The sequence below is a fragment of the Thermosipho affectus genome, from assembly GCF_001990485.1.
In the GTDB taxonomy this organism is placed as follows: domain Bacteria; phylum Thermotogota; class Thermotogae; order Thermotogales; family Fervidobacteriaceae; genus Thermosipho; species Thermosipho affectus.
Window position 1 is genome coordinate 141922 of sequence record NZ_LBFC01000018.1, and the last position, 25163, is coordinate 167084.

A 25163-nucleotide genomic window follows, 5' to 3' on the forward strand; every position below is an offset into this window, starting at 1 on the left:
ATTATGAATTTAGAAAGATTTATTTTAAATGGAGAATTTAAAAAAGTTGTAGAATTTTTGGAAAAAGGTGCAAAAAGTGCGAAAGATTTCAATATTTTGGGGGTTGCGTATTATAACCTTGGAAAAAGAAATAAGGCCATTTCAAACTTTAAAAGGGCACTCTATTTGGACCAAAATAACATAGATGCGCTTTTTAATCTTTCTGAAATATACATTCAACTTGGAAAATATGTTAAAGCAAAAGATTACGTGTTAATGCTTTTAAAAATGTATCCTACGTGGGATGTTTACGATATGTTATCGAATATTTATACGTTTGAAGGTTTTTTTGAGAGTGCATATGAGAGTTTAAAGAAAGCAATAGCGATAGCACCTCAAGAAAAAGCACATCTATTGAGAGAAAAGCTTGACTTATTAACGGAAAGAATGGAGAAAGTAAAATTGCAAAAAAAGCTTGCAATAGTGTGTGCAAAGGGATTTGATAATTTTATAGATGATATAGTACATGAATTATCTGATCAATATTGGGTGCAGCGTAGGGTAGTTAAAACTGAAAAAGAAATAAAAGATGCGATTAATTGGGCAGATATTGTATGGCTTGAATGGGCAAATGAAGTTGCTGTTATAGCTACAAATTATCCTGAAATTAAGGGAAAGCGTGTTGTTTTAAGACTTCATGGATATGAGTCGTTGAGAAAAGATTTTCTTTTAAAGATAAATTGGAATAATGTTGATGATTTGATATTTGTTGCGAAAAATGTTATGAAAACGGCTGTGGAAAACCAGCCAATTATACAAACTATTCCGATTCACTTTGTTCCGAATGGGATAAACCTTGAAAAATACAAATACAAAGTACGTGAAAAAGGTTACAACATAGGTTTTCTTGGATTTTTCAACTACAAGAAAAATCCCATATTAGCTGTCCAGATTCTAAAGAAATTGGTGGATAAGGATAAAAAATATAAACTTTATTGGGCGGGTCAGATACAGGATGATAGGATGTGGAGGTATATAAATTACATATTGAAAAAGATGGGTATAATAGAAAATTTTGTCTTTGATGGATGGGTAGACGATACAGACGAATGGTTGGAAGATAAGGATGTGTTTCTTTCAACTAGCATACACGAAGGTTATGGTATAGCGATAATGGAGGCTATGGCCAAAGGTATAAAGCCTGTAATACACAATTTTTACATAGCAGAAGAGTTTTACCCAAAAAAATACTTGTTTAATACAGTAGATGAGGCAGTAGATATGATAACAAATGATGACTATACTTCAGATGAATATAGAAAGTTTATTAAGAAGTATTCACTTAAAAATCAAATTCAAAAGATAAAATCGATTATACAAGGAATTTAAGCTAAAATACTTTTGATTTTTGCAAATAGCATCATTTGTTGTGAAATTGTAATTATAATAATGATATAATTTATTCCAGGAGGTAAAGGTGTGGAGAAAATTATAATTGTTATTTCGATATTGTTAGTGTCAGTTATTTTGCTTTTTCCAAAAGAAAAAAATCTGGATTTTGACGGTGTTACACTAAGGGTTTTACCGTTTAATGCAATAATCGTGGAAAAAGATCTTTCAGTTGCAAAGAGAATTAAACAATTGTACGAAAAAGAAAAGCTTTTCGTATTTGAAGGAAGTGTTGTATCTTTTCAAAAAAAGGAAAATGAGGCATTTTCTCAAGCAACGAATAAGGCAAGACAAGAACTTTCTGCATTTTTGGGTGCAAAGGTAAGTTCCGATGTGAACTTAAGGGAGAAAGTATCTGGAATAAGGGGAACATTTGGATATTACCAAGATGCAAGTGTTGTAGTTGATAATTTTGTTTCAAGTTCAAAGGTAATTGCAAGATGGAAGATTCCTCAGGGAAAAGGTATGTTTGAGTATCACGTATTAGTGCTTTATGATCCTGAGGCATTTGATACATTTATAAAACAGAGGGAACATGAGATAAATTTGTACTACGTAAAGCTTAATATAGAAAAAAGAAAAGTTACTAAGTTTTTAAAAATAGAGAATTTTGAAAAATTCAGGCAGGAATTTGAAAAGATAAAAAAAATAGGGAGTGCAATAGTAATAGAGATTTTGAATGGTAAAATAATTTCAAGGGAAAAAGATCCTATTTTATTTTTGATAAAAGATATAGGTTTAGAAGATGGAAAATACAGAATAATTTACCTAAAAAAGGAAAGAGAACTTACGTTGTTTATTTTTAAGGAGGCAAAAATGTGAAGTATCTTTATCCTGCTTTAATAGGTTACTTTTTAGGAGCGATCCCTTTCAGTTTTTTTATTGCAAAAATAAAGGGAATAGATATAAGGAAAACGGGAAGTGGAAATGTAGGAGGTACAAATGTATTAAGGAATGCAGGAGCATTTTACGGTGCACTTGCTTTCTTTTTTGATATATTCAAGGCGTATTTAGCGGTTATTTTAGTTGGAGATTTAGGTTTAGATTCCATGCTAATTGCTGGGGTTATGGCCGTTTTCGGACATTGTTATTCTGTCTTTTTGAGATTTAAAGGTGGCAAAGGTGTGGCAAGCACATTTGGAGTGTTTTTGGCAATTTATCCGTGGAGTGGACTTGTATTTTTTGTTTTTTGGCTTTTGATTGTTTCTATAACAAAATACGTTTCTCTTGCGTCTATGGTTGGTTTAACATGTGGTGCGCTTTTTACTTGGATTATGGGAAAAGACTTTTGGCCTATTTTTTTAGCACTTTCTCTCTTTTCCATATTGAGACATAGGGGAAATATTGAAAGATTAATAAAGGGAAATGAAAGAAAAACCGATGTAGTTGGATATTTCTTTGGGAAGGTGAAGAAAAATTGAAGAAAATAATTGTTGTTTTTTTAATCTTAACAGTTTCTTGTTTTGCTATATTAACCGAAGAGCAAAGTAGGCAATTTTTAAGTGAAGCCATAAAGTTGTGGGGAAAAGGGGATTTTCAAGCTGCAAGCAAGAAAATGGATGATGCCATTACGGGAAGTATTTCCGCCCGTGAAATTCCATGGTTTTGGTATTTTAAGGCGAAAGTTGATATTTACAATGACCGTGTAGATATTGCTAAAGAAAATTTAGAAACTTTATTGACCTTTACCAATATAGAAGAAATAAGGGATTTGTACAATAAAATAAGCATATTTAACAACCCAGAAAGTGTAGAAATTAATGGGTATGACTTTAAATTTGTTGAAGAGTACATGGGAAAAGAAGGATTAACCGAGTATTTTTACTCACCTGTTGGACTTGCTGTGTACGGAGAGATAATATACTTAATAGATAAAGAAAATAAAAGATTAATTAAGATAAAAAATGGAAGTATAGTAGATATTAAAAAATTAAGTTTTACTCCAAAGAGTATAGCTACGGATAGTTTTGGAAATCTATACATATCGTCAAATGATGCTATTTACAAAAACGGTAAACTTTTGTATTCTAATTTAAAATCCCCTATTATTGCAGGTGTAGATAGAGCGGGAAGGATAATTGTTGTAGATACAACAAAGATTTATGCGTTTGGAGATAAAAAAACAGAAAAGATGTTACCTATTCCTACCATTACACTTGACTGTGAGATTAACTACGAAAATCTCTATATTTTAGATGCATATTCCGGCAAAATTTTGGTGTATGATCTGTATACATTTAAAAAGAAAGGTGAAATACCTTTAAAAGAAAAGATATGGAGTTTTGAAGTTACCCCAGCAGGAAGAATAATATATTTTATTGGCAACAAGATTTACGTAGACGGAAGACAATTTGAAGTTAACTCAACACCTATGTTTATAGAGTATTCTTATCCAAATCTCTTCGTTATTGATTGGAAAGAAGACGTTGTAAAGAGATATCTTTTAAAGGATGATTTACCGATTTTTGTGAAGGTGGAAGACTTTGAAACTAAAGATGCAACTTTAACTTTGAATGTTTCCGTTGAAGATTTTTTTGGGAATGATATATACCTTGCAAGTGAGTTTTTAAATTTATACGAAGAAGATGTAAGGGAATATATTGATATTAATGGAAAAACCATAACAAAGGATGCAACTAATATAGCATCAAAAAATCTTTTAACGGATAGATTCTTAGGAAAGACTTTATATGAAGATAAAAATTGGAAATATACAGGTGGTGCAAAAATAGCTTTTAAAAATAGGGGAAAATACGTGTGGCAATTAACGTATAATTACGCAAAAATCTTTCCTATTCCGCTTGTTAGAGTAGCAGTTAAATTTGAAATGTTCGATAAAAAGTACAGTGATATAGTTATATACACGGAGGATGTTATTAGTGGAGAAGCTTCTAAAGGCGATTGAACTTACAAAGATGGGAAGGTTAGATGAAGCAGAAAAGATTTATAAAGAACTTATTAAAGAAAATATACCAGAGGCGTACAATAATTTGGGGAATATATATAGAAAGAAAGGGTTAATTGCAAGGGCTATTGAATACTATCAAAAAGCAATTGAGATAAAACCTGATTTTGCCGAGTGTTATTTTAATCTGGGCTGTGCGTATATGGAGATAGATAACTACTCTATGGCTATATTTAGCATGGAAAAGGCGGAAAAATTGGGATTTAAACAGTTTGATTTGGATGTGCAACTTGCATTATGTTACTTGGCAGTTGGAAATAAGAAGCGGGCAAATCAAAGGATGAAAGATGAAAAGGTGAGGGAAGAAGTATTAAAGTATATCGAGGAGGGGTAAAATGGAGAATTTGCAATTTTATTTAAAACCCTTGTTTGAATATTGGTATTATTCGTTAATTTCCGGTGTGTTTTTACTCTTTGCTGCAAAATTTGTTGAAAAGATAGCCATAGCAGTGTTGGGCTTTTTGCTGGGGATAAATATGATTTTTCCTGTTGTTGTGGAAAAAGTTCCGCAATTAAATGAAGTACTTTCAAATTATTATCAAATTGCCATGATAGTTGTTGGGATTATAACCGCTGCAATTTTGTACGCGCTGTATAAGTCTATTACCTTTATATTTGGTTTTGGTATAGTGGGAATTTTGGGTTATTACCTTACAGATATTGTTTTAAAATATTTGAATTTAAATGCTAACAATCCAACATATATTGCAATTGGAACGGGTTTAGTTTTTGGGATATTAGGGGGTATAGTTACCTACAAAAAAAGTTCTGAAGTAATTGGTATTCTCTCTGTTTTGATAGGTGCAGGAACTTTGGCAGTTGTAGCAATGAAATTTATTTCCCATGGAGATTTAACTACTCCACTTTATTCTTCTGTTTTCTTGGTGATTTTTTTGTTGTTAGTGGTTATTGGTTTTGTTGTAAATTTCAGAAAGAAAAAAGAGTAAAATTGGAGGTGGACCGTTTTGAAACTTTCTTTTGAATGGTTAAAGGATTTTGTAAAAATAGATAAATCTCCAGAAGAAGTTGCTGAAAGGTTGAGTTTAACGGGTACTAATGTTGAAGAAGTGATAATTCCTTTTGATGTAAGTGGAAAAGTTGTTGTGGGGAAAGTTATCGATGTAGAAAATCACCCTAATGCAGATAGGTTGATTGTGTGTAAAGTTGATGTGGGAACAGAGGTGAAAACTATTGTTACTGGTGATTTAACAGTTTCAAAAGGAAGTATTGTTCCAGTTGCACTTGAGGGGGCAAAGCTTGGTGAAATTACAATAAAACCTAGGAAAATGCGTGGAATCATGTCTGAAGGCATGATGTGTTCCCTTCAAGAATTAGGTCTTGAAGAAAATTCAAGTGGAGTGTATAAGTTTAAAGATGAAGTACCTGTTGGTACCGATGTTATTGAATATTTTGGGCTTAACGATAGGGTACTTGATATAGAGATTACTCCAAATAGGCCAGATTGTCTTAGTGTAAAAGGAATTGCAAGGGAATTATCCGCCATATACGATGTGGATTTGAACCTAAATACAAAGGTTTTTGAAGGAGGAGAAGAATGTCCTGTTGAAATTTCCATTGAGAGTGAAGGGTGTTTTAGGTACACAGCTAGAGTAATAAGAGGTATAAAAGTAAAAGAGAGTCCTCTGTGGCTACAAAAAAGATTAATTGCATCCGGACTTAGACCAATAAATAATATTGTAGATATTACAAATTATGTAATGATTGAAACGGGACATCCAATTCACGCATTTGATTTGAGAAATACTTCTAAGATAGTGGTTAAAGATGCAAAGGGAGATGAAGAAATATTACTACTCGATGGAAAAAAGTACAAACTTAAAGGTGGAGAGGTACTTATAACAAATGGGGAAAGAATTTTGGCGCTTGGTGGAGTTATGGGCGGAGAAGAATCAGGAGTTAAAGATGATACAACGGATATTTTGCTTGAAGTTGCTATGTTTGATCCTGTAAGAGTGAGAAAAACCTCAAAAGCACATGCAATTATGACAGATTCTTCATATCGTTTCGAAAGGGGAGTTGATCCAAACGATGCAATAGATGTGATAAATAGGTTAACAGAGCTTATTTTAGAGTTATCAGGTGGAATACCTTCAAAGATAAAAGACGTGGTAAGGAGAAAAATTGAAAGAACGAATATCAATTTTGACTTTTCTATGGCCAAAAAAATAATAGGTGTAGATATACCAAAAGAAAGGCAAATAAAGATATTAAACAGATTGGGTTTTGAAGTCAAAGATAATACGGTGTTTGTACCTACGTTTAGGTATTTTGATGTTACACGCCCTATAGACCTTGTTGAGGAAATTTCCAGAATATATGGTATGGAAAATATCGAAGGTGAACCATTTAAGGTGACTGTAAATAGTGCCTCAAGGGATAAAATACAAGAACTCAGGTATATGTTAAAAGAAACGTTGAAGGCAGAAGGTTTTTTAGAAGCCATGAACCTTTCGTTTGTTTCTGATGATTGGAGTATAACGGGATACAAGGTGCAGATATCAAACCCAATTAACGAAGAGTTGAGTGTTATGCGACCTTCTTTGCTCAACGGACTTCTTGAATCACTTTCGTATAACTACAAAAGACAAAACAAAGATGTGAAGCTATTTGAAGTGGGTAGGGTATATATAGAGGAAAATGGGAGACCAAGGGACATAGAAAAGGTGGCTGCAGTTGTTACGGGAAGGCTCAATAAAAGAGATTACACAGACCAACGAAGAGTTGATTTCTATACGTTTAAAGGTATGCTTGAGAACGTGTTGGACGAATTTAATGTTTCTGCAAGCTTTGTACCGTGTGAAATTGAGGGATTTGTACCAACAAGGTGTGCAAGAGTTGTTGTAGATGATAAAGATGTTGGAATAATTGGAATGTTTGATCCAGATTTTGTAAATCAACGCTTTGACGTGAAAGACGAAGTGTATGCGTTTGAACTTTCAACTGATTTTATATACGAAAAGTACGTGGAGGTTCCTGCGTACAAAGAAAGTGTACAATTTCCTTCAGTGAGAAGAGATGTATCACTCTTGGTGCCGGATAGCTTTATGCTTGGGAATATATTGGACAGTTTCTTTAAGTACAAATACGTTGAAGAGGTTGGTATTTCGGATATTTATAAAGGAAAAGGTGTTGAAGAAGGATATAAAAGTGTTACGGTGTATTGTGTGTTTAGAGCAAAGGATAGAACTTTGAAGGAAGAAGAAGTGAACAAAATTTGGGATAAACTTAAAAGAGATTTGGTTTATAAATATCCTTTAAAATTGAGATTTGAGGAGGTATGAAATGAGATCGGGATTTGTTGCACTTGCTGGAAAGCCTAATGTAGGTAAATCTTCTATTGTAAACGCCGTTGTGGGTAAAAAAGTACTCATAGTTTCAGACAAGCCACAGACTACGAGAAATAGGATAAATGTGATCCATACAACAAGTGATTATCAAGTAATATTTGTGGATACACCTGGTATCCACAAACCTTTGTACAGATTGGGTGAATACATGGTTAAGGCTGCAGTAAGTGCACTTAAAGGTGTTGACCTTGTTTTAACCGTTGTTGATGCTAAACAGGGAATAAGAAAGCCAGAAGAATTTGTTTTTGATTATGTAAATCAGTCTAATACAAAGACTATTGGGGTTATAAATAAGATAGATCTTGTAGATGGTGAAAGGATAAAATCGTTGGAAAAAAAGATGGAAGATGGATTAAAAAATTGTATTTCTATTATAAAGACTTCCGCTGTCACAGGTGAGGGAATAAAAGAACTTTTAGATTTAATAGTGGATAATCTACCAGAAGGACCTCAATATTACCCAGAAGATATGGTAACGGATAGGCCCCTTTCATTTATGGCTTCCGAGATTGTTAGGGAAAAAATTTTTCATTTGACGTACGAAGAAGTACCACATTCCGTTGCGGTTATTGTCGAAGAAATTAAGGAAAGGGAAAATGGGGTTTTGTACATTAGGGCGAATATTTATGTTGATAGGAAAAGTCAGAAGGGAATTATCATAGGAAACAAGGGGAATATGATAAAGAAAATAGGTCAAAATGCACGGCAAGAGATAGAGTATTTAGTGGGTAATAAGGTATTTCTTGATTTGCATGTGAAGGTAAAAGAAAAATGGAGAGATAAAGATTTTATTATCTTAAACGAGATAGGAATGAAAGATGATTTAAGGGGGTGAGTGTATGAACAATTTTGTGTTTTATAATCCAACAAAACTTGTTTTTGGAAAAAATACTGTTGAAAAAATAGGTGAGTATTTAAAGAAAGATAAAATAAAAAAGGTGTTGTTTTTAGCAGGGGGAGGATCTATAAAGAAAAATGGAGTATATGAAAAAGTTGCAAGGGCTTTATTTGAAAGTTCTATCGAAAAAGTAGAAGTTTTGGGAGTTAGACCTAATCCTGTATTGTCCAAGGTAAAAGAAGCATTAGAGGTGGCAAGAAGGGAAAAGGTAGATGCCATTCTTGCAGTTGGTGGAGGTAGTGTGATTGATAGTGCAAAGGCAGTTGCAGCCGGTGTAAATTATGATGGAGATGTATGGGATTTTTACTCTGGAAAGACCAGGGTAAAAGAAGCAATACCGTTGTATACAATACTCACCCTTTCTGCTACAGGAACTGAAATGAACGGGAATAGTGTTGTAACTAACGAAGAAACACTTGAAAAATTTTCATTTAGTTCTATACATGTTTATCCAAAGGTATCAATAGTTGATCCAGAGGTACAATACACACTTCCACCTAATCAAACGGTAAATGGTGCAGTAGATGCTATAAGTCATGTTATGGAATACTACTTTGATGGTACGAGAAACACACAGTTGATAGATAGAGTAGATGAAGGGATTATAAAAACATTAGTTGAAACTACTGAAATTTTACTTGAAAATCCAAAAGACTATGAAGCGCGTGCTAATTTTGCACTTTCAACTACTTTAGCACTAAATGGTATATCTGGTATGGGACATAGTGGTGGAGATTGGTCATCACATGCTATAGAGCATGCTTTAAGTGCACTTAACCCAGAGGTTGCACATGGTGCAGGTCTTGCAGTGGTCTTTCCCGCATGGCTTACTTACGTTAAGGATTTGATTTCGGATAAACTGGTGAGGTTTGGAATGGAAATATTTGGAAGAGAAGACGGTATTAGCGCACTTAAGAGATGGTACAAAAAAATTGGTGCTCCCACTACCTTGAGAGAGTTAGGATTTGAAAGAGAAGATATAGATAAGTTGGTGAATATAGCATCAAAGATGACACCTATGGGAAGGTTAAAAAAATTGATGAAAGAAGATGTAAGGAAGATATTGGAAATTGCATTCTAGTTCCAGCACACGCTGGGACTTTTTTATATGATATAATTATGTTAGCAATTTTTAGAGGGGGTATACGATGAAGGTCTTATACGCACAATCAGGTGGGGTAACAAGTGTAATCAACGCGTCCGCATATGGGGTATTGGACGAGGCACAAAAAGCAGGGCTTGAAGTATATGTGGGAATACATGGTATATCAGGTGTTTTAAGAGAAAATCTATTAAAAATTAATGGAAAAGATATAGAAGGGTTAAAATACACACCTTCTGCGGCTTTTGGTTCATGTAGAAGAAAGTTAAAAACACAAAAAGATATAAATAAACTCTTTGAAATATTTGAAAAGTATGAAATAGAATATTTCTTTTATAACGGTGGTAATGATTCAATGGACACTGCATGGAAGTTGTATACGGAGGCAAAAAAGAGAAATATACCATTAAAGGTCATTGGTGTGCCAAAAACAGTAGACAATGATTTACCGCATACGGATCATTGTCCAGGATATGGTTCTGCGGCAAAGTATATAGCTACTGCCATTATGGAAGCTACACTTGATTTGAGGAGTATGTATGTGGATTCAACTAGGGTATTTGTAATGGAAATTATGGGTAGACACGCAGGGTGGCTTTCTGCTGCGGCAGGGCTTGGGTGGTTAAACGGTATAGGTGCAGATTTAATATTATTTCCTGAAGTGCCATTTAACAAGGAAAAGTTTTTGGAGAGGGTAGATGAGAGTATTAGAAGAAAAGGATATTGTTCAATAGCCGTTTCAGAGGGAATTAAGTATCCAGATGGTTTTTTTGTAGCGGATATGGGTTATACAGATAGTTTTGGTAATAGACAATTAGGTGGTGTGGGGTTTACAATTGCAGGGATGATAAGGTCAGAACTTTCACTTAAGACGCATGTTGCAATACCAGATTATCTACAAAGAAGTGGTAGACACATTGCAAGTAAAACCGATGTAGATGAAGCAGAAGCAGTTGGAAGACAAGCTGTAAAACTTGCACTTGATGGAGTATCCGGGGTTATGGTTACAATAAACAGGGTGAGTAATTCACCGTATAAAGTAGAATATGGTACAGTGGAATTAAATAAAGTTGCAGAGGTAACAAAATATCTTCCCGACGACTTTCACACGGATTTTGAAGTGACTGAAGAGTATATAGAATATGCAAAACCATTAATTGAAGGTGAATTGTTCCCAAAATTTAAGGATGGCCTGCCAGTTTATACCATTTTTAAGGAGGTAGAAGAGTAATCTTTTTTGTAGTTTTTTCGATTTTTCAGGTCATTTTTTCATTTTTTTTGTATTTATTGAAAAAGGCAAAATTTTTGCCTTTTTTGATACCTATTTCTTCTATTTCCCTACTTTTTGAAAGATTTGATATTGTACTTTCTGGGTACGGGGGAGTACATTTAATTTTTGATTCAAATTCATTTTATTTTTTGCTTACCAATATCTCTTGTAGTATTATTGTGTCTTATTTTCTCTACCAAAATGGCAATGAGCATGTGTATTTTTTCTTTTCGCTCTTGCATACAATTTTAAATTTACTCTTTATCTCAAATGACCTGTTTAACATATACGTTATACTTGAAACTTCAACTTTGTTAATTACATTACTTATTCTTTCAAGTGAAAAATTTGAGCAGAAGATAACGGCTATTAAATACATCTTTGCAAGTTCACTTGCGATGAGTTTTTATTTAATAGGAATAGGGATGCACTATTATTCAACTGGAAGTTTTGATATTTCAAATGTAGATGGACTTTCCGGGTACTTGATGAAATTTTCACTTCTTGCAAAGGGTGGTTTTTTTCTATTTGGGCTTTGGCTTCCAGAAGTACATTCAAATTCAGAGCCTGAAATTTCCGCAATGCTTTCAAGCGTGTATACACAATCGGTATTATTTCCACTTTTGAGAATAGGCTTAGATGACCTTTTTTTATTTGGAATAATGGCTTTTTTTTACGGAGTGTTTTTTGCCATTATTTCAAAAGATTTTAAAAAAGTTCTTGCTTACAGTTCAATGTCTCAGCTGGGAATAATGATTCTAAATCCTCTTTTTACACCTGTTTATGTGCTTTATCATGGTATATCAAAGAGTATTTTGTTTTTGAGTACAAGGTATGTTAAAAGAGATTTATCCGAAAAAAGGGAAGTTCCCGTTTTCTTGTTTTTGGCTTTATTAATTTCTTTATTATCTATCTCTGGTTTTTCATTTACCGCTTTAGGATATGTTAAATCAAAACTTTTTGTGGAAAATTTTAAATATTTTAAATATATTGTAAGTTTTCTTAGCGCTGTTTATGCGGGGAAAGTTTTAAAGCTAAGGGTTGTATTCTCAAAAAGGCATATACTTTTGTTTTTATTTTCGATTTTTTTGATTTATCCATATTTTAACGTTATTTCATCTCTATTTGTAGTTTTAGGGTTGATATTTGGGTATTTTTTAAAGATTTATTTTGATTTTTCCATTACCACTGAATCCATTTTAACGTTTATGGTATTTTCAATTTCATTTTTTACTTTGCTTGGAGGAAGGTTATGGTAGATTTTATAGCACCATTTTTGATCATATTTTTATCAATTTATGGTCTTTTGTTCAAAAAGCATATAATTTCAAAAATAATAGCGCTTGATGTGTTAAATACGGGAATTGTTTTCTTGTTTGTAGTTATTGCGTCAAAAATTGGAAATGCGCCTCCTTTAAAGGGAAGTGGAAATTACGTAGATCCATTTCCACAAGCGGTTATAATAACATCTATAGTTATTGGGTTTGCCACAATTTCACTGCTTCTTTCAATTACCATGATTGTTGTGGAGAAGAAAAGAAAAAAGGATTTAAATGAAATTGAAAAAGAGTAATGTGGATAACACGTTACTTTTTGTGTATAATTTAAAGTGGAATTATTTCCAAAGGAGGTAGGATTTATGAAAAAATTTATATGTATTCTTTTGATTTTTTCCGTTTTGAATTTTTCAGCAGTTTTAGTTAAAGATGATAAGGTTGTATTTACTTTTAAAGAGGCGGTAGATGCAAAAGTTGTATACCTTGCAGGAACTTTTAATAATTGGTCTTCAAGTTCCATTGCAATGGAAAAAGAGGAGGGTGTATGGAAGATTTCTTTAAAATTAGAGCCCGGTACGTATCAGTATAAATATGTAATTGATGGAAAGAATTGGAAGGAAGACCCAGAAGCACCGGGATATGTAGATGATGGATTTGGAGGGAAAAATGGTATTTTTACTTTAGTTGAAAAAGATGGGAAATTAGTGGTTTTAAAAGGCGAGGAAAAGAAAGAGAATAAAAAAGAGGTAAACAAGAATTTTGATCCAAAAAAGATGTTTGTAGATGATGAAGGATATGTTGTGATACGTTTTGAGCATAAAGGTGCAGATTATGTAACGATAGCGGGTAATTTTAATAAGTGGAATGCAGAAGAGACCGAATGTTATGAAGTTGACGATGGTGTTTGGGAAGCCGTTTTAGAATTAAGTGAGGGAGATTATCAGTATAAATTTGTGGTAAATGGTACAAATTGGGTTACTGATCCCAATGCACCTGCCTTTGTAGATGACGGATTTGGTGGGAAAAATGGATTTTTCCAGGTTTATAAAAAAGATGGAAAATTAACAGTTGGATTAAAATGAAAAAAGCCTCTCTATTGAGAGGCTTTTTTTTCACTTTTCATTTTATACATGAGATCATCTGCGGTTCTTATTGATTGTTTAAGGGAACCTTCAATATTTGTTATTCCCCACGAAAAAGTTGGAGAAAGCTCCGAGGATTTGTTAAATTCATTGTGAATTTTTTTGATGAGTTTTTCTGCTTCTTTTTTTGTGGAATTTTTTAAGATAATTAAAAATTCATCTCCCCCCATACGTACAAATATATCCGAAGATTTTAAGTTGCTTTTAATTATACTTGAAAGTTTTTTTAGTATTTCATCCCCTTTGTCATGCCCATATGTATCATTTATATATTTAAATTTGTTGAGATCTATAAATATCAATATATCGTTTTTTTCTAGTTTTATATTTCCTAAAAAACCCCTATTACATGCTCCTGTTAGGGGATCAATCAGACTTCTTGCATATATTACATTTAATTCGTGAATCTTTTCTTTGTATTCTAGTATAATACTTGAGGCAAAGCTTAAAAATAACGATATAATTCCAAATGGTGAAAGCATTCTGAACGGAAGATTAAAGAAAAGTACTATACTATCAAATATAATTGTTATTGCAAAAAGGCTTGCGAACGTTACGTTTTGCGAGACATATGACTTTACGATTTTGTACAAGATAAATATACCATTGAGTATTAATATAGGGGATATGAAAATCGTAAGAGTTTTTAATTGTTGAGGTGTGACTGTAAAGAGTGGTAATATACTTGCCAGAATATTTAAGTACGAGAATCTTTTTGTATTTTTTTGTATTGTTGAAAAATTATATAAATCGATCCCGCGTATTAAAAACGTAAATGAGAGATAAGCACAGGAAATAAATAATTTCCTAAGTGGATAGAAAAAGTGTTCGAAGCTAATAACATCCAATAACCATATAATTGCCAAAAAACTAGAAAACGCAAAATATTTATACGCTTTTTGTCTAGTTATTCCGGTGTTTTTCGAAAGTAAATACAAAAGAAAACCCAATGTTGAAATAAGACCAATTGAAATATTTAAAAAGTTGTCGGTTAGGAACTTCAAAATAGAATATTTCCATATTTCTGATTCGTTTATAAAAAAGAACTTTCCAAGACCTATTGAATAAACTCCTGAAATTTCCAAAGTAAGAACATCTACACCCTTTGGTATAGGTATCAAAAATGGAGTATACCACGTACGTCCAGATTTTCCAAGACCAAATGTAAATATTGGAAAATTGTTGTTTTTAATGGAAAAAGAAGAACCTTCTATGAATGGAAAAAATACGTATTTTGAATTTTTAGGTACGGGTATTTGAAAGGATATAGTTTTAAAGGCCTTTAGTATAATAACTTTTGGTAAAGTTGTATTATTTATTCTAGAAATTTCAATGCCTTTTGGATTGCCAAGAGAATAAAATATATAAAACAAGATTAAAAAGATAAAAAGAGTATATAGAAAGTACTTTAAATAAAATTTAATCATTTAAATCCCTCCAAAAGTATTTTAGCATAATTTGACACATTTTTTTAGATGTAATATAATATAAGGTAGAATAACGGGGTGTAGCGCAGTTGGCTAGCGCGCTTGCATGGGGCGCAAGAGGTCGCTGGTTCAAGTCCAGTCACCCCGACCAGTTGGCCGGTTTTACCGGCCATTTTTTAAATATTCAATACTGCAGGTTAAGGGAATTCGGTGAAAATCCGAAGCTGCCCAGCAACCGTAACCGGGAACGAAATCTGCAAATGCCACTGGGTAAAACCTGGGAAGGTGCAGAGAGTAGGATGATCCGGGAGCCGGGAGACCTACCTGTAGTAAATGATATTTCCCAATTGCTAGGGCAATGTGGGAAAAGTTTGTTTTATTTTGGGGGGATAAAGGGTGGTTATTTTAGTAACTGGTGGGGTTAAATCTGGAAAAAGTAGTTTTGCGCTTGAACTCTCAAGACGTTACAAGAAAAAAGCATTTATTGCAACAGGAGTTCCTTTTGATGAAGAAATGAGAAATAGGATAAACCGTCATAAAAGCGAAAGAAAAGGCTTTGACACCTTTGAAGAACCTGTTGAAGTAGATAAAGTAATTGAAAGTTTAAATGGAAAATATGAATTTGCTATTTTGGATTGTATTACCACGTATCTTGGAAATCTTTACTATTACAAGAAAGATATAGAAAATTATTTAGAAAAATTTTTAAAAAGTATTAAAAAAGTTGATTATACATTGGTTTGTGTTACGAATGAAGTGGGGTGGGGAATAATTCCAGAAAACAAACAAGTAAGAGAATATGTAGAAAGACTAGGACTTTTAAATAAAGATATTGTAAAGATAGCACAAAAAGTCTATTTGATGGTATCGGGGATAGGGGTGGAATTAAAGTGAAGTTAGGAACTACTTCTTGGCTTTTTCCAGGCACTTATCTTGAAAATGTAAAAGTTATAGCAGATAAGGTGGATTTTGTGGAATTTTTGGTGTTTAGCTGGGATACAAATACAAAGAATATTTTTTTGAACGAAATAGAAGATTTAAAGGAAATAGCAGAAGAATTTAATCTTGAGTATAACGTTCACTTACCAACAGATTGTATTTTTAACGTTGAAAAAGCCTTTTGTTTTTTTGAAAATAGTAGATTGGAAATTTCAAATTACATCGTACATCCGTTAGATGGTATAGAGGTGTTTTTAAAAAAATCTGAGAAGATATTAGTTGAAAATTTGAAAGAAGATATTTTTTTACACGATAGGACAGTTTTTGACATAGGACATCATTTGCTTGGGACAAAGGTTACGGAGAATTTTTTAAAAAATTCAATAGAATACCATGTCATGGGTGTTTCAAATGGGAAAGACCATCTTAAATTGGACAAAGATACTTTGGAAGTAGTAAAGAAAAAGTTGAAATATTCACCAAATTTAGAGTATGTGTGTTTTGAAGTATTTGACTTAAGAGATTTTTTGCATTCACTAACTCTTTGGAGGGATAGTTTTGATTTATGATTTTTTACTTTCGTTGGCGTTTATATCTAGGATTCCAATTAAAGTTAGATATTCTGAAAGAAGGATGAAAAACATTCCCGGGTATTTCCCACTTGTGGGATATATTCCCGGGATTATTTTTTTCTTAGGGGGTTATTTTGAAAATTTTTTTGTTAAAATAATTTTCTTAATTTTGGGATATTATTTTTTTGATCTCTTTCATTTTGATGGATTTTTGGATACAATAGATGGCTTTTTGAATCAATCAAATAAGGAGAAACGACTTGAAATAATGTCTAAAGGAGACGTTGGGGCTTTTGCCGTGTTTTTTGGGGCATTGTATATTGTTATATTTTGGAATCTGTATTTTACACTTTCACCAACTTTCTTTTTTTACTCTTCGGTGTTTGGAAGGTATGCTATGGTTTCGTTGATGGCTTTTTCAAAACCTGCCAAAGAAAAAGGACTTGGTGCTATATTTTATCCATTTGAAAGGAAAAATTTAATTTATTCAACCGTGTTTTTAATGCCTTTATTGTTTATCATAAAATACTTTGTCGTGTCGTTTTTTATTACTTTTTTATTTTCCTATTTTATGAGCATTATATCTAAAAAAAAGATAGGTGGTATTACAGGGGATGTTTTGGGGGCAACTTGTATTATAACAAGTGAGTTACTCTTAGTGATTTTGGGGGTGATATAGTGGTATTAATGATCCAGGGGACTGCTTCAAACGTTGGAAAGTCTATTATTTCCACAGCTTTATGTAGATATTTTACAAAAAAAGGTTTAGATGTAGTGCCGTTTAAGGCGCAAAATATATCCTTAAACAGTGTGGTAAGTAAAGAAGAAGGAGAGATGGCAGTTGCTCAATATGTCCAAGCAGTTGCTTGTAATAAAAAGCCTAGTGTATTAATGAATCCCATACTTTTAAAGCCAGATGTAGATGGTGTTCAATTAGTAGTAAATGGAAAGCCAATAAAAAATGTGGAAAGTAAAAAGTATATGTATTCAGATAAAGAATGGATTTTAGATCAAGCATTAAAAGCATTGTACAAGTTGTTGGAAAAACATGAGTTGGTAATAATTGAAGGTTCTGGAAGTGCAGCTGAAATAAATATAAAGGATATTTCAAATATGGCGATTGCAAAGGCGGTAAATGCACCGGTGATTTTGATATCTAATATTGAAATGGGTGGGGCGTTTGCACAGATAGCAGGTGCTATGGTGTTATTTGGTAAGTTTGAAAAAAGCATTGTTAAGGGCTTTATTTTTAACAAGTTTAGAGGGGATAAATCTGTTCTTGGGGACTCTCCCAAAAAATTTGGTGAAAGGTTTAATTTAAAATATTTTGGAACAGTGGAATACTTTAAACACTATCTTCCTGAAGAAGACCTGTTTTTTGAAAAAGAGGGAATTGGTGATTTAAAAGTGGATATTTTAAAACTTCCTCATATTTCAAATTCTTTTGAATTTGAACCTTTATTTTTAAATACAAATGCAAAATTTGTTGAAAACATTCGTGAAGATGTGGATTTAGTTATAATTCCCGGAACAAAGTCAACTATCTTTGATTTAGAATGGATAAAACAAAGGAAAGATCAAATAAATGGAGCACTTTTAAATGGAGCCTTTTTACTTGGAATATGTGGTGGATATCAGATGTTGGGAAAAAAGATTGTATACAATGGTAAATGCTATGAGGGATTGGGATACTTAAACTTAAAAACAATTTTCTTAGAGACAAAAATTTTGAGGAATATAGTTGCAAAGGAAATGCTTTTTAATACGGATATAGAGGGTTTTGAAATTCACCATGGAAGAACAATATCGCATGAGAGTCCTTTTTTGTTATACGATAACGGAAAATTAGATGGAGCTATTAAGGGAAGGATATTTGGAGGCTATACACATAATTTGTTTAAAAATAAAGAATTTTTGAAAAAGTTTTTAAATTACATTAGAAAAAATAGAGGGTATAATACAAAAGATTTGTCATTGTTTACGCTTGAAGAAGAAATAGATAGGGTAAGTGATTACATAATAGGGCAGATAGATATAAAGGAGATAGAAAATGTTATTGGTCTTTAGTTTGTTGGTGGATTTAGTTTTGGGTGAGTTTCCAAGTATTATTCATCCAGTTATTTACATGGGGTTTTTAGGAAAAAGAGTAGAAAAGATGAAAAATTTTAGATTTTTTTGGGGAATGTTTTCTTTATTATTAGAGCTATTTTTTTGGTTTTTTGTTTGTAGATTAACTATGAAAGTTAGTGAATTTTTTGGTATATATTTTCTTTCGTCGACTTTTTCTATAAAGGCTTTGTATAGACATGTGGAACGGTGTAAAACAGACGATGAGAAGGTTTTAAAAAGACACGTATCTTTTATTGTCAGTAGAGATGTTTCAATGCTTAACAAAAATCAGCTGTACTCTGCTGCACTTGAAAGTCTTTCTGAAAATATTTCAGATAGTATAGTAGCACCGTTATTTTATTATTTGCTCTTTGGTGTTTGTGGTGCACTGATTTATAGGGTAGTTAATACGTATGATGCACTTTTTGGATATAGAACAAAAAGATACGAATGGTTTGGAAAATTTGCTGCAAGATGCGATGATATCTTGAACTTTATACCAGCAAGATTAACAGCCCTTCTTATTGTTCCATTTAATTTTAAATCTATTTTATATCTAAAAAAATACAGAAAAATAAAAATAAATGCAATGTATCCCATGGCGGCTTTTGCTGGTGTGTTAAATTTGGGATTTGAAAAGGTGGGAGTTTACAAACTTGAAGGAAAAAAAGTGGAGAGAGAAGATATAGATAGAGGATTAAAGTTGTATAAAAAGGTGGTATTTGTATGGATAATTTTAATAATGGTCATGGAGGTATTAAAGAAAAAGATATATTAGATTTTTCAATTTCTGTTAATCCTTTGAGGTTAAGTTGGATAGAAAAACTTCCGTTTGAAAACCTTTTTAGATATACATATATACAATGGATTGAAGAAAAGTTTTATAAACATTTTAATGGAGTTGTTGTGGCTGGTGCAACTGAAGCATTTCACATAGTTGGATATCATATTTTGAATGATGCGTATGTAATAATACCACGTCCAAACTATCTAGATTATTTTAAAGTTGCAAAATTTTCATCAAAATATATAGATAGTCCTTGGTATTTTGTAAAAAAGAAGTTTGATTTAAATATTTTGGAGGAAAGTATAAAATGTGGAAAAAGAAAAAACAAAAAAGTTGCGGTGTTTTTAGGGAACCCAAACAATCCTACAGGTATTTATCAAGATCTGCATGAATTGATTAAATTAAATGAAGATGTGATTTTTATTATCGATGAAGCATTTATTGATTTTGTTGGAAAATGCGTGGATATAGATTATGAAAATGTTGTAAGAATAAGGACTTTTACAAAGTTTTTTGGAATACCAGGTATTAGGGTAGGATATGTGATTTCTAAAAAATTCGAGAACATTTTCAAAAGGTATAGGATGGAGTGGGGAGTAGGTGGAATGGGATATACCTTTTTGGAAAAATTGTTGGATAATTTAAAAGGTTTGAAGGATTTTACTTTAAAAACACATGAGTTTATAGTTGCTCAAAAAAAACTTTTTGAAGATTTTATATACGTTAAATCAGATGCAAATTATTTTTTGATTGATGTGAAAAATGTAGGGAAATTTTTAAATTTTTCACTTGAAAATAAAGTTTATGTTAGAGATGCAAGAAACTTTGGATTAAATTTGGTACGTGTTGGAATAAAAAATAAGGAAGATAATAAAGTGCTTTTAAATACTTTAAAGAAATGGAGGGATATTTGTGATTCACGTTTATACAGGAAATGGTAAGGGAAAGACAACAGCTGCTTTTGGCCTTGCACTTAGAGCGGCATGTGCTGGAAAAAAGGTTTTTGTAGGTCAATTTGTAAAGGGAATGGAATATAGTGAATTAAAGGTACCAGAGTATATTCCAAACATAACGGTGGAACAATTTGGAAGAAATTGTTTTATTTTTAATAAGCCAACAAAAGAAGATATAGATGCAGCACAAAATGGATTTAAAAGGATAAAAGAAATAGTAAATGAATATGACGTGGTAATATTAGATGAAATAAATATTGCCATTTATTACAATTTAATTAGTGTAGATGAGGTTTTAAAATTTTTAAAAGAAATAAAAGATGTAGAAATAGTGTTAACTGGTAGGTATGCACCAAAGGAGTTTATTGATATAGCAGACCTTGTAACGGAAATGCGCGAGATAAAACATTATTACAAAAAAGGTATAAAAGCAAGAAAAGGAATAGAATTTTAATTGGAAATATTTCCATTAAAATGCAAGAAAATAGCGAGTATATGTTGTTTTATAAAATAATTTACATTTTTTATTATTCAAATTTTTATGATATTATTTTACACGTCAACTTTTTAAAAGGGGGGATTTTTAGATGAAAAAAGTTTTATGGGTATTGTTAGCTTTGGTTGGATTTTTATTTTTTGGTTGTATGAATTCTGTGGGGAAAAGTATACCTGATCCATTTAGTTATTTGCAGGGAAAGAGATTGGAAGATATTAGCAAGGTATCAGCAAAAGCTACAGGATATGCAACTGTTTACGGTACTGTAAAGCTTCCAGATGGTACCTATGCACCTAATTTTTTGGTTAGTGACAAACTTTTAAAATCAAAAGGTGTGGAGTATGTTGAAGGAGAGTATGTGGTTTATACAGAAGGTAGCCTGAGTATTTTATCCAAAATGGGGATTTCTGTAGAAAGAACTTATGATGTTAGAGAAAATGGAAAACAAGGTCATATTTTGGTGATAAAAGCAGATAAAATGCAGGCAGAAGCGTTAAAGAAAATTTCCGGTGTAAAATATGTAGAGCCCAATTATATTTATAGAGCATACGCCGTTCCAAATGATACGTATTACAGTTATCAGTGGCATTATGATGCGATTAACCTTCCAAAGACTTGGGATGTTATAAAGAGCGCAAATGTGATTGTTGCAGTTGTGGATACAGGTGTAAGTTTTACACATCCAGATTTGCAAGGTATATTTGTACAAGGGTATGATTTTGTGGATAATGACTCTGATCCAACGGATCCTGCACAAGATGTAAGTCATGGTACACATGTTACTGGTACAATTGCCGCTTTGAGTAATAATGGAAAAGGTGTAGCAGGCGTCAATTGGGGAGGATATGGAATTAAGATAATGCCCATAAGGGTATTGGGGGCAGATGGTTCTGGAACTCTTGATGCAGTTGCACAAGGTGTAAGATATGCAGCAGATCACGGTGCAAAGATAATCAATATGAGCCTTGGTGGAGGAGGAGATTCTCAAATTTTGAAAGATGCAATTCAGTATGCGTACAATAAAGGAGTTACAATTATTTGTGCGGCGGGTAATGAAAATGGCCCAGTATCGTATCCGGCAAGATACCCAGAGACAATAGCGGTAAGTGCAGTTAGATATGATCTTCAAAGGGCACCATATTCAAATTACGGTCCAGAAGTTGATGTTGCAGCACCGGGTGGAGATACAAGTGTAGATCAAAACGGTGATGGATATGCAGACGGAGTGTTAAGTACAACTTGGACACCAAACAACGGGGATACGTATATGTTCTTGCAGGGAACATCAATGGCTGCCCCACATGTTGCAGGTGTTGCAGCATTGTTATACGCTTCAGGAAAGACCACACCAGAGGAAATAAGATCAGCATTAAAAAATACGGCAAAGGATTTAGGACCAACTGGTGAGGATGATTACTATGGTGCAGGTTTGGTAGATGCATATGCTGCAATAAATTACAATGGAGGGGAAAGTGCGCCAAATCCGAATCCTCAACCATCTAATATTGAAACAAAAGTTTTTGTGTTGAGGTATGATTTTTGGTCTGGACGATATTATGTGGTAAGTGAAATGGGAAGTATTTCAAATGGTCAATATACATTAAATTCTGTAACACCAGGATATTATTCATATGTATGTGCATGGAGAGATTACAACAACAACGGAACAATAGATACAGGAGATTACTTTGGATATAAAGGTACATATACATTCTACAGTAATAGATCGTACAGGATAGATCTACAAATGTCCGTAGAACAATAAAAGATGAAACCCCCGGTATATCCGGGGGATTTTTGATTTAATGATAATTATTTTGGTTTTTTACCGTTTATAAATCTTACTTCGCCTTCACTTTTTAGAGGAATTGTTTTGTATTTCAAATTGTGGTGAGAAATTATCTTTCTCAATGTCTTTGTTTTAGAGCGCATTACTATTGATTCTGTTATTGCTACATTTTTTGAATATTTAACACCTCTTAAAAGATCGCCATCTGTTACGCCTGTTGCCGCAAATATTACATTATCACTTTTTATTAAATCATCTGTTTTATACACTTTGTCAAGGTCATAGCCTTTTTCTGTTAATTCATTTCTTTCTTTTTCGTCTATTGGCCAAAGTTTTATTTGAATTTCTCCACCCAAGGACTTTAATGCAGCCGCCGCTAGAATGGCTTCAGGTGATCCTCCTATTCCAATATATATATCCACATAACTTTCTGGTAGTGCAGTTGCAATAGCCGCTGCGATATCTCCGTCGCTTATTAGTTTTATTCTAGCGCCTACTTTTCTTACTTCTTCAATTATTTCTCTATGTCTATCTCTGTTTAATATTACAACTGTAAGTTCGGAAATATCTATGTTTAAAATAGCCGCAGCAACCCTTAAATTTTCACGTATAGATGCGTTTATATCTAACTTTCCTGCAAGTTCTGGCCCAACGGCAAGTTTGTAAGAGTAAAACGTTGGCAGGTATTCAATTGCTCCCCTATCTGTTGCAGCCATAACACTTATTGCGTTTGGAAGTCCGTATGCAACTAACCTTGTTCCATCGACAGGATCAACAGCTATATCGAGCTCTGGTGTATTCTCTTCCCAATTTCCCACTTGCTCTCCTATGTATAACATGGGTGCCTTGTCTTTTTCTCCTTCGCCAATAACCACGACACCTTGCATATCTATGTAATCTAACATTCCTCTCATTGCATCACTAGCCATTTTGTCCACCATTTCTTTATTTCCTCTACCTAAGTATCTGCTAGACATTAGTGCGGCTGCTTCTGTTACCCTTACCAACTCCAGTGTTATTTCCTTGGAAAGTCCCGACATTTTTACACCCCCACGTGTTTTATTTACAGGATAATTATAGCATTGCGTAAATGAAAAGTAAAATATTGTATACATATGGTTAATTATGTTTTTTTCAAATTTTTTTTTATAACCATTATTCAAGAGCTTTCATAGCCGTTTTGTAATCTATTTCGATCCAATCACCTTTTTTTAAGTTAAAATCATATAGATTTAGATTTCCTATTCTTATTCGTTCTATTTTTTTGTAAAAAAGACCTAAAGATTTTAGTAGTAATTTTACTTCATGATATTTACCCTCTGTAATTATTATAGATATTAAATTGTTATCTATCTCTTTAATTATTGCAGGTTTAAAAGATCTGCCGTTTTTCAAGGTGATACCTTTTTTTGCCTTTTTAATCATTTCAACTGTGAGCATACCATTGATTTCCACAAGGTATTCTTTTTCTACGTTATATTTTGGTGAAATTACTTTGTGTGTAAATTCACCATCATTTGTTATTAATAGTAATCCTTCTACATCTTTATCAAGTCTTCCTGCAATATGAAGATTTTCAACGTAAGGATGTGTGATAAATTCGAATATGTTTCTCTCGTATTCGGATTTACTTGAAGTATATCCAGATGGCTTGTTAAATATTATATAAACTTTGTGGTATGGAGTTATTGTTTGGTCATTTACTTTTATTATATCGTTGTAATTTACCTTAAATTCTGGATTTTTGATTATTATTCCATTTACGGAAACTATTCCTGCTTTAATAATTTTTTTTACGTCTTTTCTAGAACCAACTTTTGCATTTGCCAAAAACTTATCTAGACGCATTTTTAATCGCCTCAATTACTTTTAGTACTCTATAATTTTCTTTTACATCGTGAACCCTTATTATCTCAACACCTTTTAGTGCACAATATGCCGTGATTGCAAGAGTACCTTCTAAGCGTTCTTCAACTGGAAGATCAAGAATCATTCCTATCATGGATTTTCTACTTGCACCGATTAATAAAGGAAAGCCAAGTTTTTTAAATTCATCTAGATGTTTTAAAATTAGAAGATTGTCTATAAGTCTTTTGCCAAAGCCAATACCTGGATCAATTATAATTTTTTGTATACCACGGTTTTGGGCGAATTTTATTCTTTCTTCAAAAAAAGAGTAAATTTCTTTTATGGTATCTTTGTAATATGGATTTTTCTGCATATTTTTGGGAGTACCTTTCATGTGCATTAGTATTACTGGACAGTTATATTTTTTTACAACACTAGCCATGTTTTCGTCAAATCTAAGTGCACTTATATCGTTTACTATGTCGGCACCAACCTTAAGACTCTCTTCTGCAACTTTTGATTTGTAGGTGTCAACTGAAACAACTATATCAAAATTTCTCTTTATAAGTTCGATAGCTGGAACAACTCTATTTAGTTCTTCTTCTTCAGATACTTCTTCTGCACCGGGTCTTGTGCTTTCACCACCTACATCGATTATTTTTGCCCCATTTTTGATCATATTATCCACTGTTTCTAGTAGTTTATCCTTGTTTATCCGACTTTTTGGGTAAAAAGAATCTGGTGTTACATTGATTATTCCCATGATTTTGGTATCATTAAAATTCATTTTATC

The 25163-nt window shown here is 32.7% G+C and carries 25 protein-coding genes, 1 tRNA gene and 1 riboswitch; of the genes, 22 read left to right on the forward strand and 4 right to left on the reverse strand.

The genetic code is table 11. From position 1 onward, the window contains the following. The first annotated feature begins 3 nt into the window (after nucleotides 1-3). The 13 genes from XJ44_RS04995 to XJ44_RS05055 all read left to right on the forward strand — a co-directional run bounded on the left by XJ44_RS04995 (nucleotide 4) and on the right by XJ44_RS05055 (nucleotide 13390). Entirely contained in the window at nucleotides 4-1368 is a 1365-nt protein-coding gene (locus XJ44_RS04995) for a glycosyltransferase family 4 protein (RefSeq protein WP_077198277.1), read from the forward strand. A gap of 90 nt (nucleotides 1369-1458) precedes the next feature. Further along, nucleotides 1459-2250 carry a hypothetical protein gene (locus XJ44_RS05000; RefSeq protein ID WP_077198278.1) on the forward strand — a complete coding sequence of 264 codons (792 nt, stop codon included), beginning with the start codon at nucleotides 1459-1461 and terminating at the stop codon, nucleotides 2248-2250. After that, on the forward strand, nucleotides 2247-2849 hold the full coding sequence (plsY, locus tag XJ44_RS05005) for a glycerol-3-phosphate 1-O-acyltransferase PlsY (protein WP_075665913.1): 603 nt from the start codon (nucleotides 2247-2249) through the stop codon (nucleotides 2847-2849). Before XJ44_RS05000 ends, plsY begins: the two co-directional genes overlap by 4 nt. Continuing rightward, nucleotides 2846-4333: an NHL repeat-containing protein gene (locus XJ44_RS05010; protein WP_075665914.1), complete on the forward strand. Its 1488-nt coding sequence runs from the start codon at nucleotides 2846-2848 to the stop codon at nucleotides 4331-4333. The genes plsY and XJ44_RS05010 overlap by 4 nt, the downstream gene beginning before the upstream one ends. Further along, nucleotides 4299-4727, forward strand: a complete 429-nt coding sequence (locus tag XJ44_RS05015; RefSeq protein WP_075665915.1) for a tetratricopeptide repeat protein — start codon at nucleotides 4299-4301, stop codon at nucleotides 4725-4727. Before XJ44_RS05010 ends, XJ44_RS05015 begins: the two co-directional genes overlap by 35 nt. Nucleotide 4728: 1 nt before the next feature. After that, entirely contained in the window at nucleotides 4729-5340 is a 612-nt protein-coding gene (locus tag XJ44_RS05020; RefSeq protein WP_077198279.1) for a hypothetical protein, read from the forward strand. Between the two features lie 18 nt (nucleotides 5341-5358). Next, on the forward strand, nucleotides 5359-7695 hold the full coding sequence (pheT, locus tag XJ44_RS05025) for a phenylalanine--tRNA ligase subunit beta (RefSeq protein ID WP_077198280.1): 2337 nt from the start codon (nucleotides 5359-5361) through the stop codon (nucleotides 7693-7695). Nucleotide 7696: 1 nt separating this feature from the next. Next, nucleotides 7697-8596 carry a GTPase Era gene (gene era / locus XJ44_RS05030; RefSeq protein ID WP_077198281.1) on the forward strand — a complete coding sequence of 300 codons (900 nt, stop codon included), beginning with the start codon at nucleotides 7697-7699 and terminating at the stop codon, nucleotides 8594-8596. Between the two features lie 4 nt (nucleotides 8597-8600). After that, on the forward strand, nucleotides 8601-9740 hold the full coding sequence (locus tag XJ44_RS05035) for an iron-containing alcohol dehydrogenase (protein ID WP_077198282.1): 1140 nt from the start codon (nucleotides 8601-8603) through the stop codon (nucleotides 9738-9740). 67 nt (nucleotides 9741-9807) lie between these two features. Next, nucleotides 9808-10992, forward strand: coding sequence for a 6-phosphofructokinase (locus XJ44_RS05040; protein WP_077198283.1), 1185 nt, complete (start codon nucleotides 9808-9810; stop codon nucleotides 10990-10992). A 74-nt stretch (nucleotides 10993-11066) separates the two neighbouring features. After that, the gene (locus tag XJ44_RS05045; RefSeq protein WP_233119520.1) at nucleotides 11067-12290 is read left to right on the forward strand and encodes a proton-conducting transporter transmembrane domain-containing protein; all 1224 of its coding nucleotides are present in this window, start codon (nucleotides 11067-11069) and stop codon (nucleotides 12288-12290) included. Next, a complete protein-coding gene (locus tag XJ44_RS05050) occupies nucleotides 12284-12604 on the forward strand; it encodes a sodium:proton antiporter (protein ID WP_075665921.1) in 321 nt (106 codons plus the stop codon). The genes XJ44_RS05045 and XJ44_RS05050 overlap by 7 nt, the downstream gene beginning before the upstream one ends. Before the next feature lie 66 nt (nucleotides 12605-12670). After that, nucleotides 12671-13390, forward strand: coding sequence for an isoamylase (locus tag XJ44_RS05055; RefSeq protein ID WP_077198284.1), 720 nt, complete (start codon nucleotides 12671-12673; stop codon nucleotides 13388-13390). A gap of 11 nt (nucleotides 13391-13401) precedes the next feature. Here the strand turns inward: XJ44_RS05055 and XJ44_RS05060 are convergent, their stop codons facing one another. Beyond that, nucleotides 13402-14877, reverse strand: coding sequence for a GGDEF domain-containing protein (locus XJ44_RS05060; RefSeq protein WP_075665923.1), 1476 nt, complete (start codon nucleotides 14875-14877; stop codon nucleotides 13402-13404). 74 nt (nucleotides 14878-14951) lie between these two features. Between XJ44_RS05060 and XJ44_RS05065 the strand changes: the two genes are divergently transcribed. The 9 genes from XJ44_RS05065 to XJ44_RS05105 all read left to right on the forward strand — a co-directional run bounded on the left by XJ44_RS05065 (nucleotide 14952) and on the right by XJ44_RS05105 (nucleotide 22498). Further along, nucleotides 14952-15028 (forward strand) — tRNA-Pro (locus tag XJ44_RS05065). Between the two features lie 26 nt (nucleotides 15029-15054). After that, nucleotides 15055-15219: riboswitch (cobalamin riboswitch) on the forward strand. Between the two features lie 54 nt (nucleotides 15220-15273). Further along, nucleotides 15274-15771 (forward strand): bifunctional adenosylcobinamide kinase/adenosylcobinamide-phosphate guanylyltransferase, encoded by a 498-nt coding sequence (locus tag XJ44_RS05070; protein WP_075665924.1) that lies wholly within the window; start codon nucleotides 15274-15276, stop codon nucleotides 15769-15771. Continuing rightward, nucleotides 15768-16385: a cobamide remodeling phosphodiesterase CbiR gene (gene cbiR, locus XJ44_RS05075; RefSeq protein ID WP_077198285.1), complete on the forward strand. Its 618-nt coding sequence runs from the start codon at nucleotides 15768-15770 to the stop codon at nucleotides 16383-16385. The genes XJ44_RS05070 and cbiR overlap by 4 nt, the downstream gene beginning before the upstream one ends. Continuing rightward, entirely contained in the window at nucleotides 16375-17067 is a 693-nt protein-coding gene (locus XJ44_RS05080; RefSeq protein ID WP_077198286.1) for an adenosylcobinamide-GDP ribazoletransferase, read from the forward strand. The genes cbiR and XJ44_RS05080 overlap by 11 nt, the downstream gene beginning before the upstream one ends. An 8-nt stretch (nucleotides 17068-17075) precedes the next feature. After that, on the forward strand, nucleotides 17076-18455 hold the full coding sequence (locus XJ44_RS05085) for a cobyric acid synthase (RefSeq protein WP_233119529.1): 1380 nt from the start codon (nucleotides 17076-17078) through the stop codon (nucleotides 18453-18455). Further along, on the forward strand, nucleotides 18439-19275 hold the full coding sequence (cbiB, locus tag XJ44_RS05090; RefSeq protein WP_077198288.1) for an adenosylcobinamide-phosphate synthase CbiB: 837 nt from the start codon (nucleotides 18439-18441) through the stop codon (nucleotides 19273-19275). Before XJ44_RS05085 ends, cbiB begins: the two co-directional genes overlap by 17 nt. After that, nucleotides 19224-20225: an aminotransferase class I/II-fold pyridoxal phosphate-dependent enzyme gene (locus XJ44_RS05095; protein WP_077198289.1), complete on the forward strand. Its 1002-nt coding sequence runs from the start codon at nucleotides 19224-19226 to the stop codon at nucleotides 20223-20225. The genes cbiB and XJ44_RS05095 overlap by 52 nt, the downstream gene beginning before the upstream one ends. Beyond that, a complete protein-coding gene (locus XJ44_RS05100; RefSeq protein WP_075665930.1) occupies nucleotides 20191-20691 on the forward strand; it encodes a cob(I)yrinic acid a,c-diamide adenosyltransferase in 501 nt (166 codons plus the stop codon). The genes XJ44_RS05095 and XJ44_RS05100 overlap by 35 nt, the downstream gene beginning before the upstream one ends. Before the next feature lie 133 nt (nucleotides 20692-20824). Further along, complete coding sequence (locus XJ44_RS05105) at nucleotides 20825-22498, forward strand: S8 family peptidase (RefSeq protein WP_077198290.1); 1674 nt, start codon at nucleotides 20825-20827, stop codon at nucleotides 22496-22498. A 47-nt stretch (nucleotides 22499-22545) separates the two neighbouring features. Here XJ44_RS05105 and glpX read toward each other — a convergent pair whose 3' ends face one another. The 3 genes from glpX to folP form a co-directional block, all read right to left on the reverse strand. Next, on the reverse strand, nucleotides 22546-23562 hold the full coding sequence (gene glpX / locus XJ44_RS05110; protein ID WP_075665932.1) for a class II fructose-bisphosphatase: 1017 nt from the start codon (nucleotides 23560-23562) through the stop codon (nucleotides 22546-22548). A gap of 115 nt (nucleotides 23563-23677) precedes the next feature. Beyond that, nucleotides 23678-24370: a pseudouridine synthase gene (locus XJ44_RS05115; RefSeq protein WP_077198291.1), complete on the reverse strand. Its 693-nt coding sequence runs from the start codon at nucleotides 24368-24370 to the stop codon at nucleotides 23678-23680. Next, the gene (gene folP / locus XJ44_RS05120) at nucleotides 24357-25157 is read right to left on the reverse strand and encodes a dihydropteroate synthase (RefSeq protein WP_077198292.1); all 801 of its coding nucleotides are present in this window, start codon (nucleotides 25155-25157) and stop codon (nucleotides 24357-24359) included. The genes XJ44_RS05115 and folP overlap by 14 nt, the downstream gene beginning before the upstream one ends. Between the last annotated feature and the right edge of the window lie 6 nt (nucleotides 25158-25163).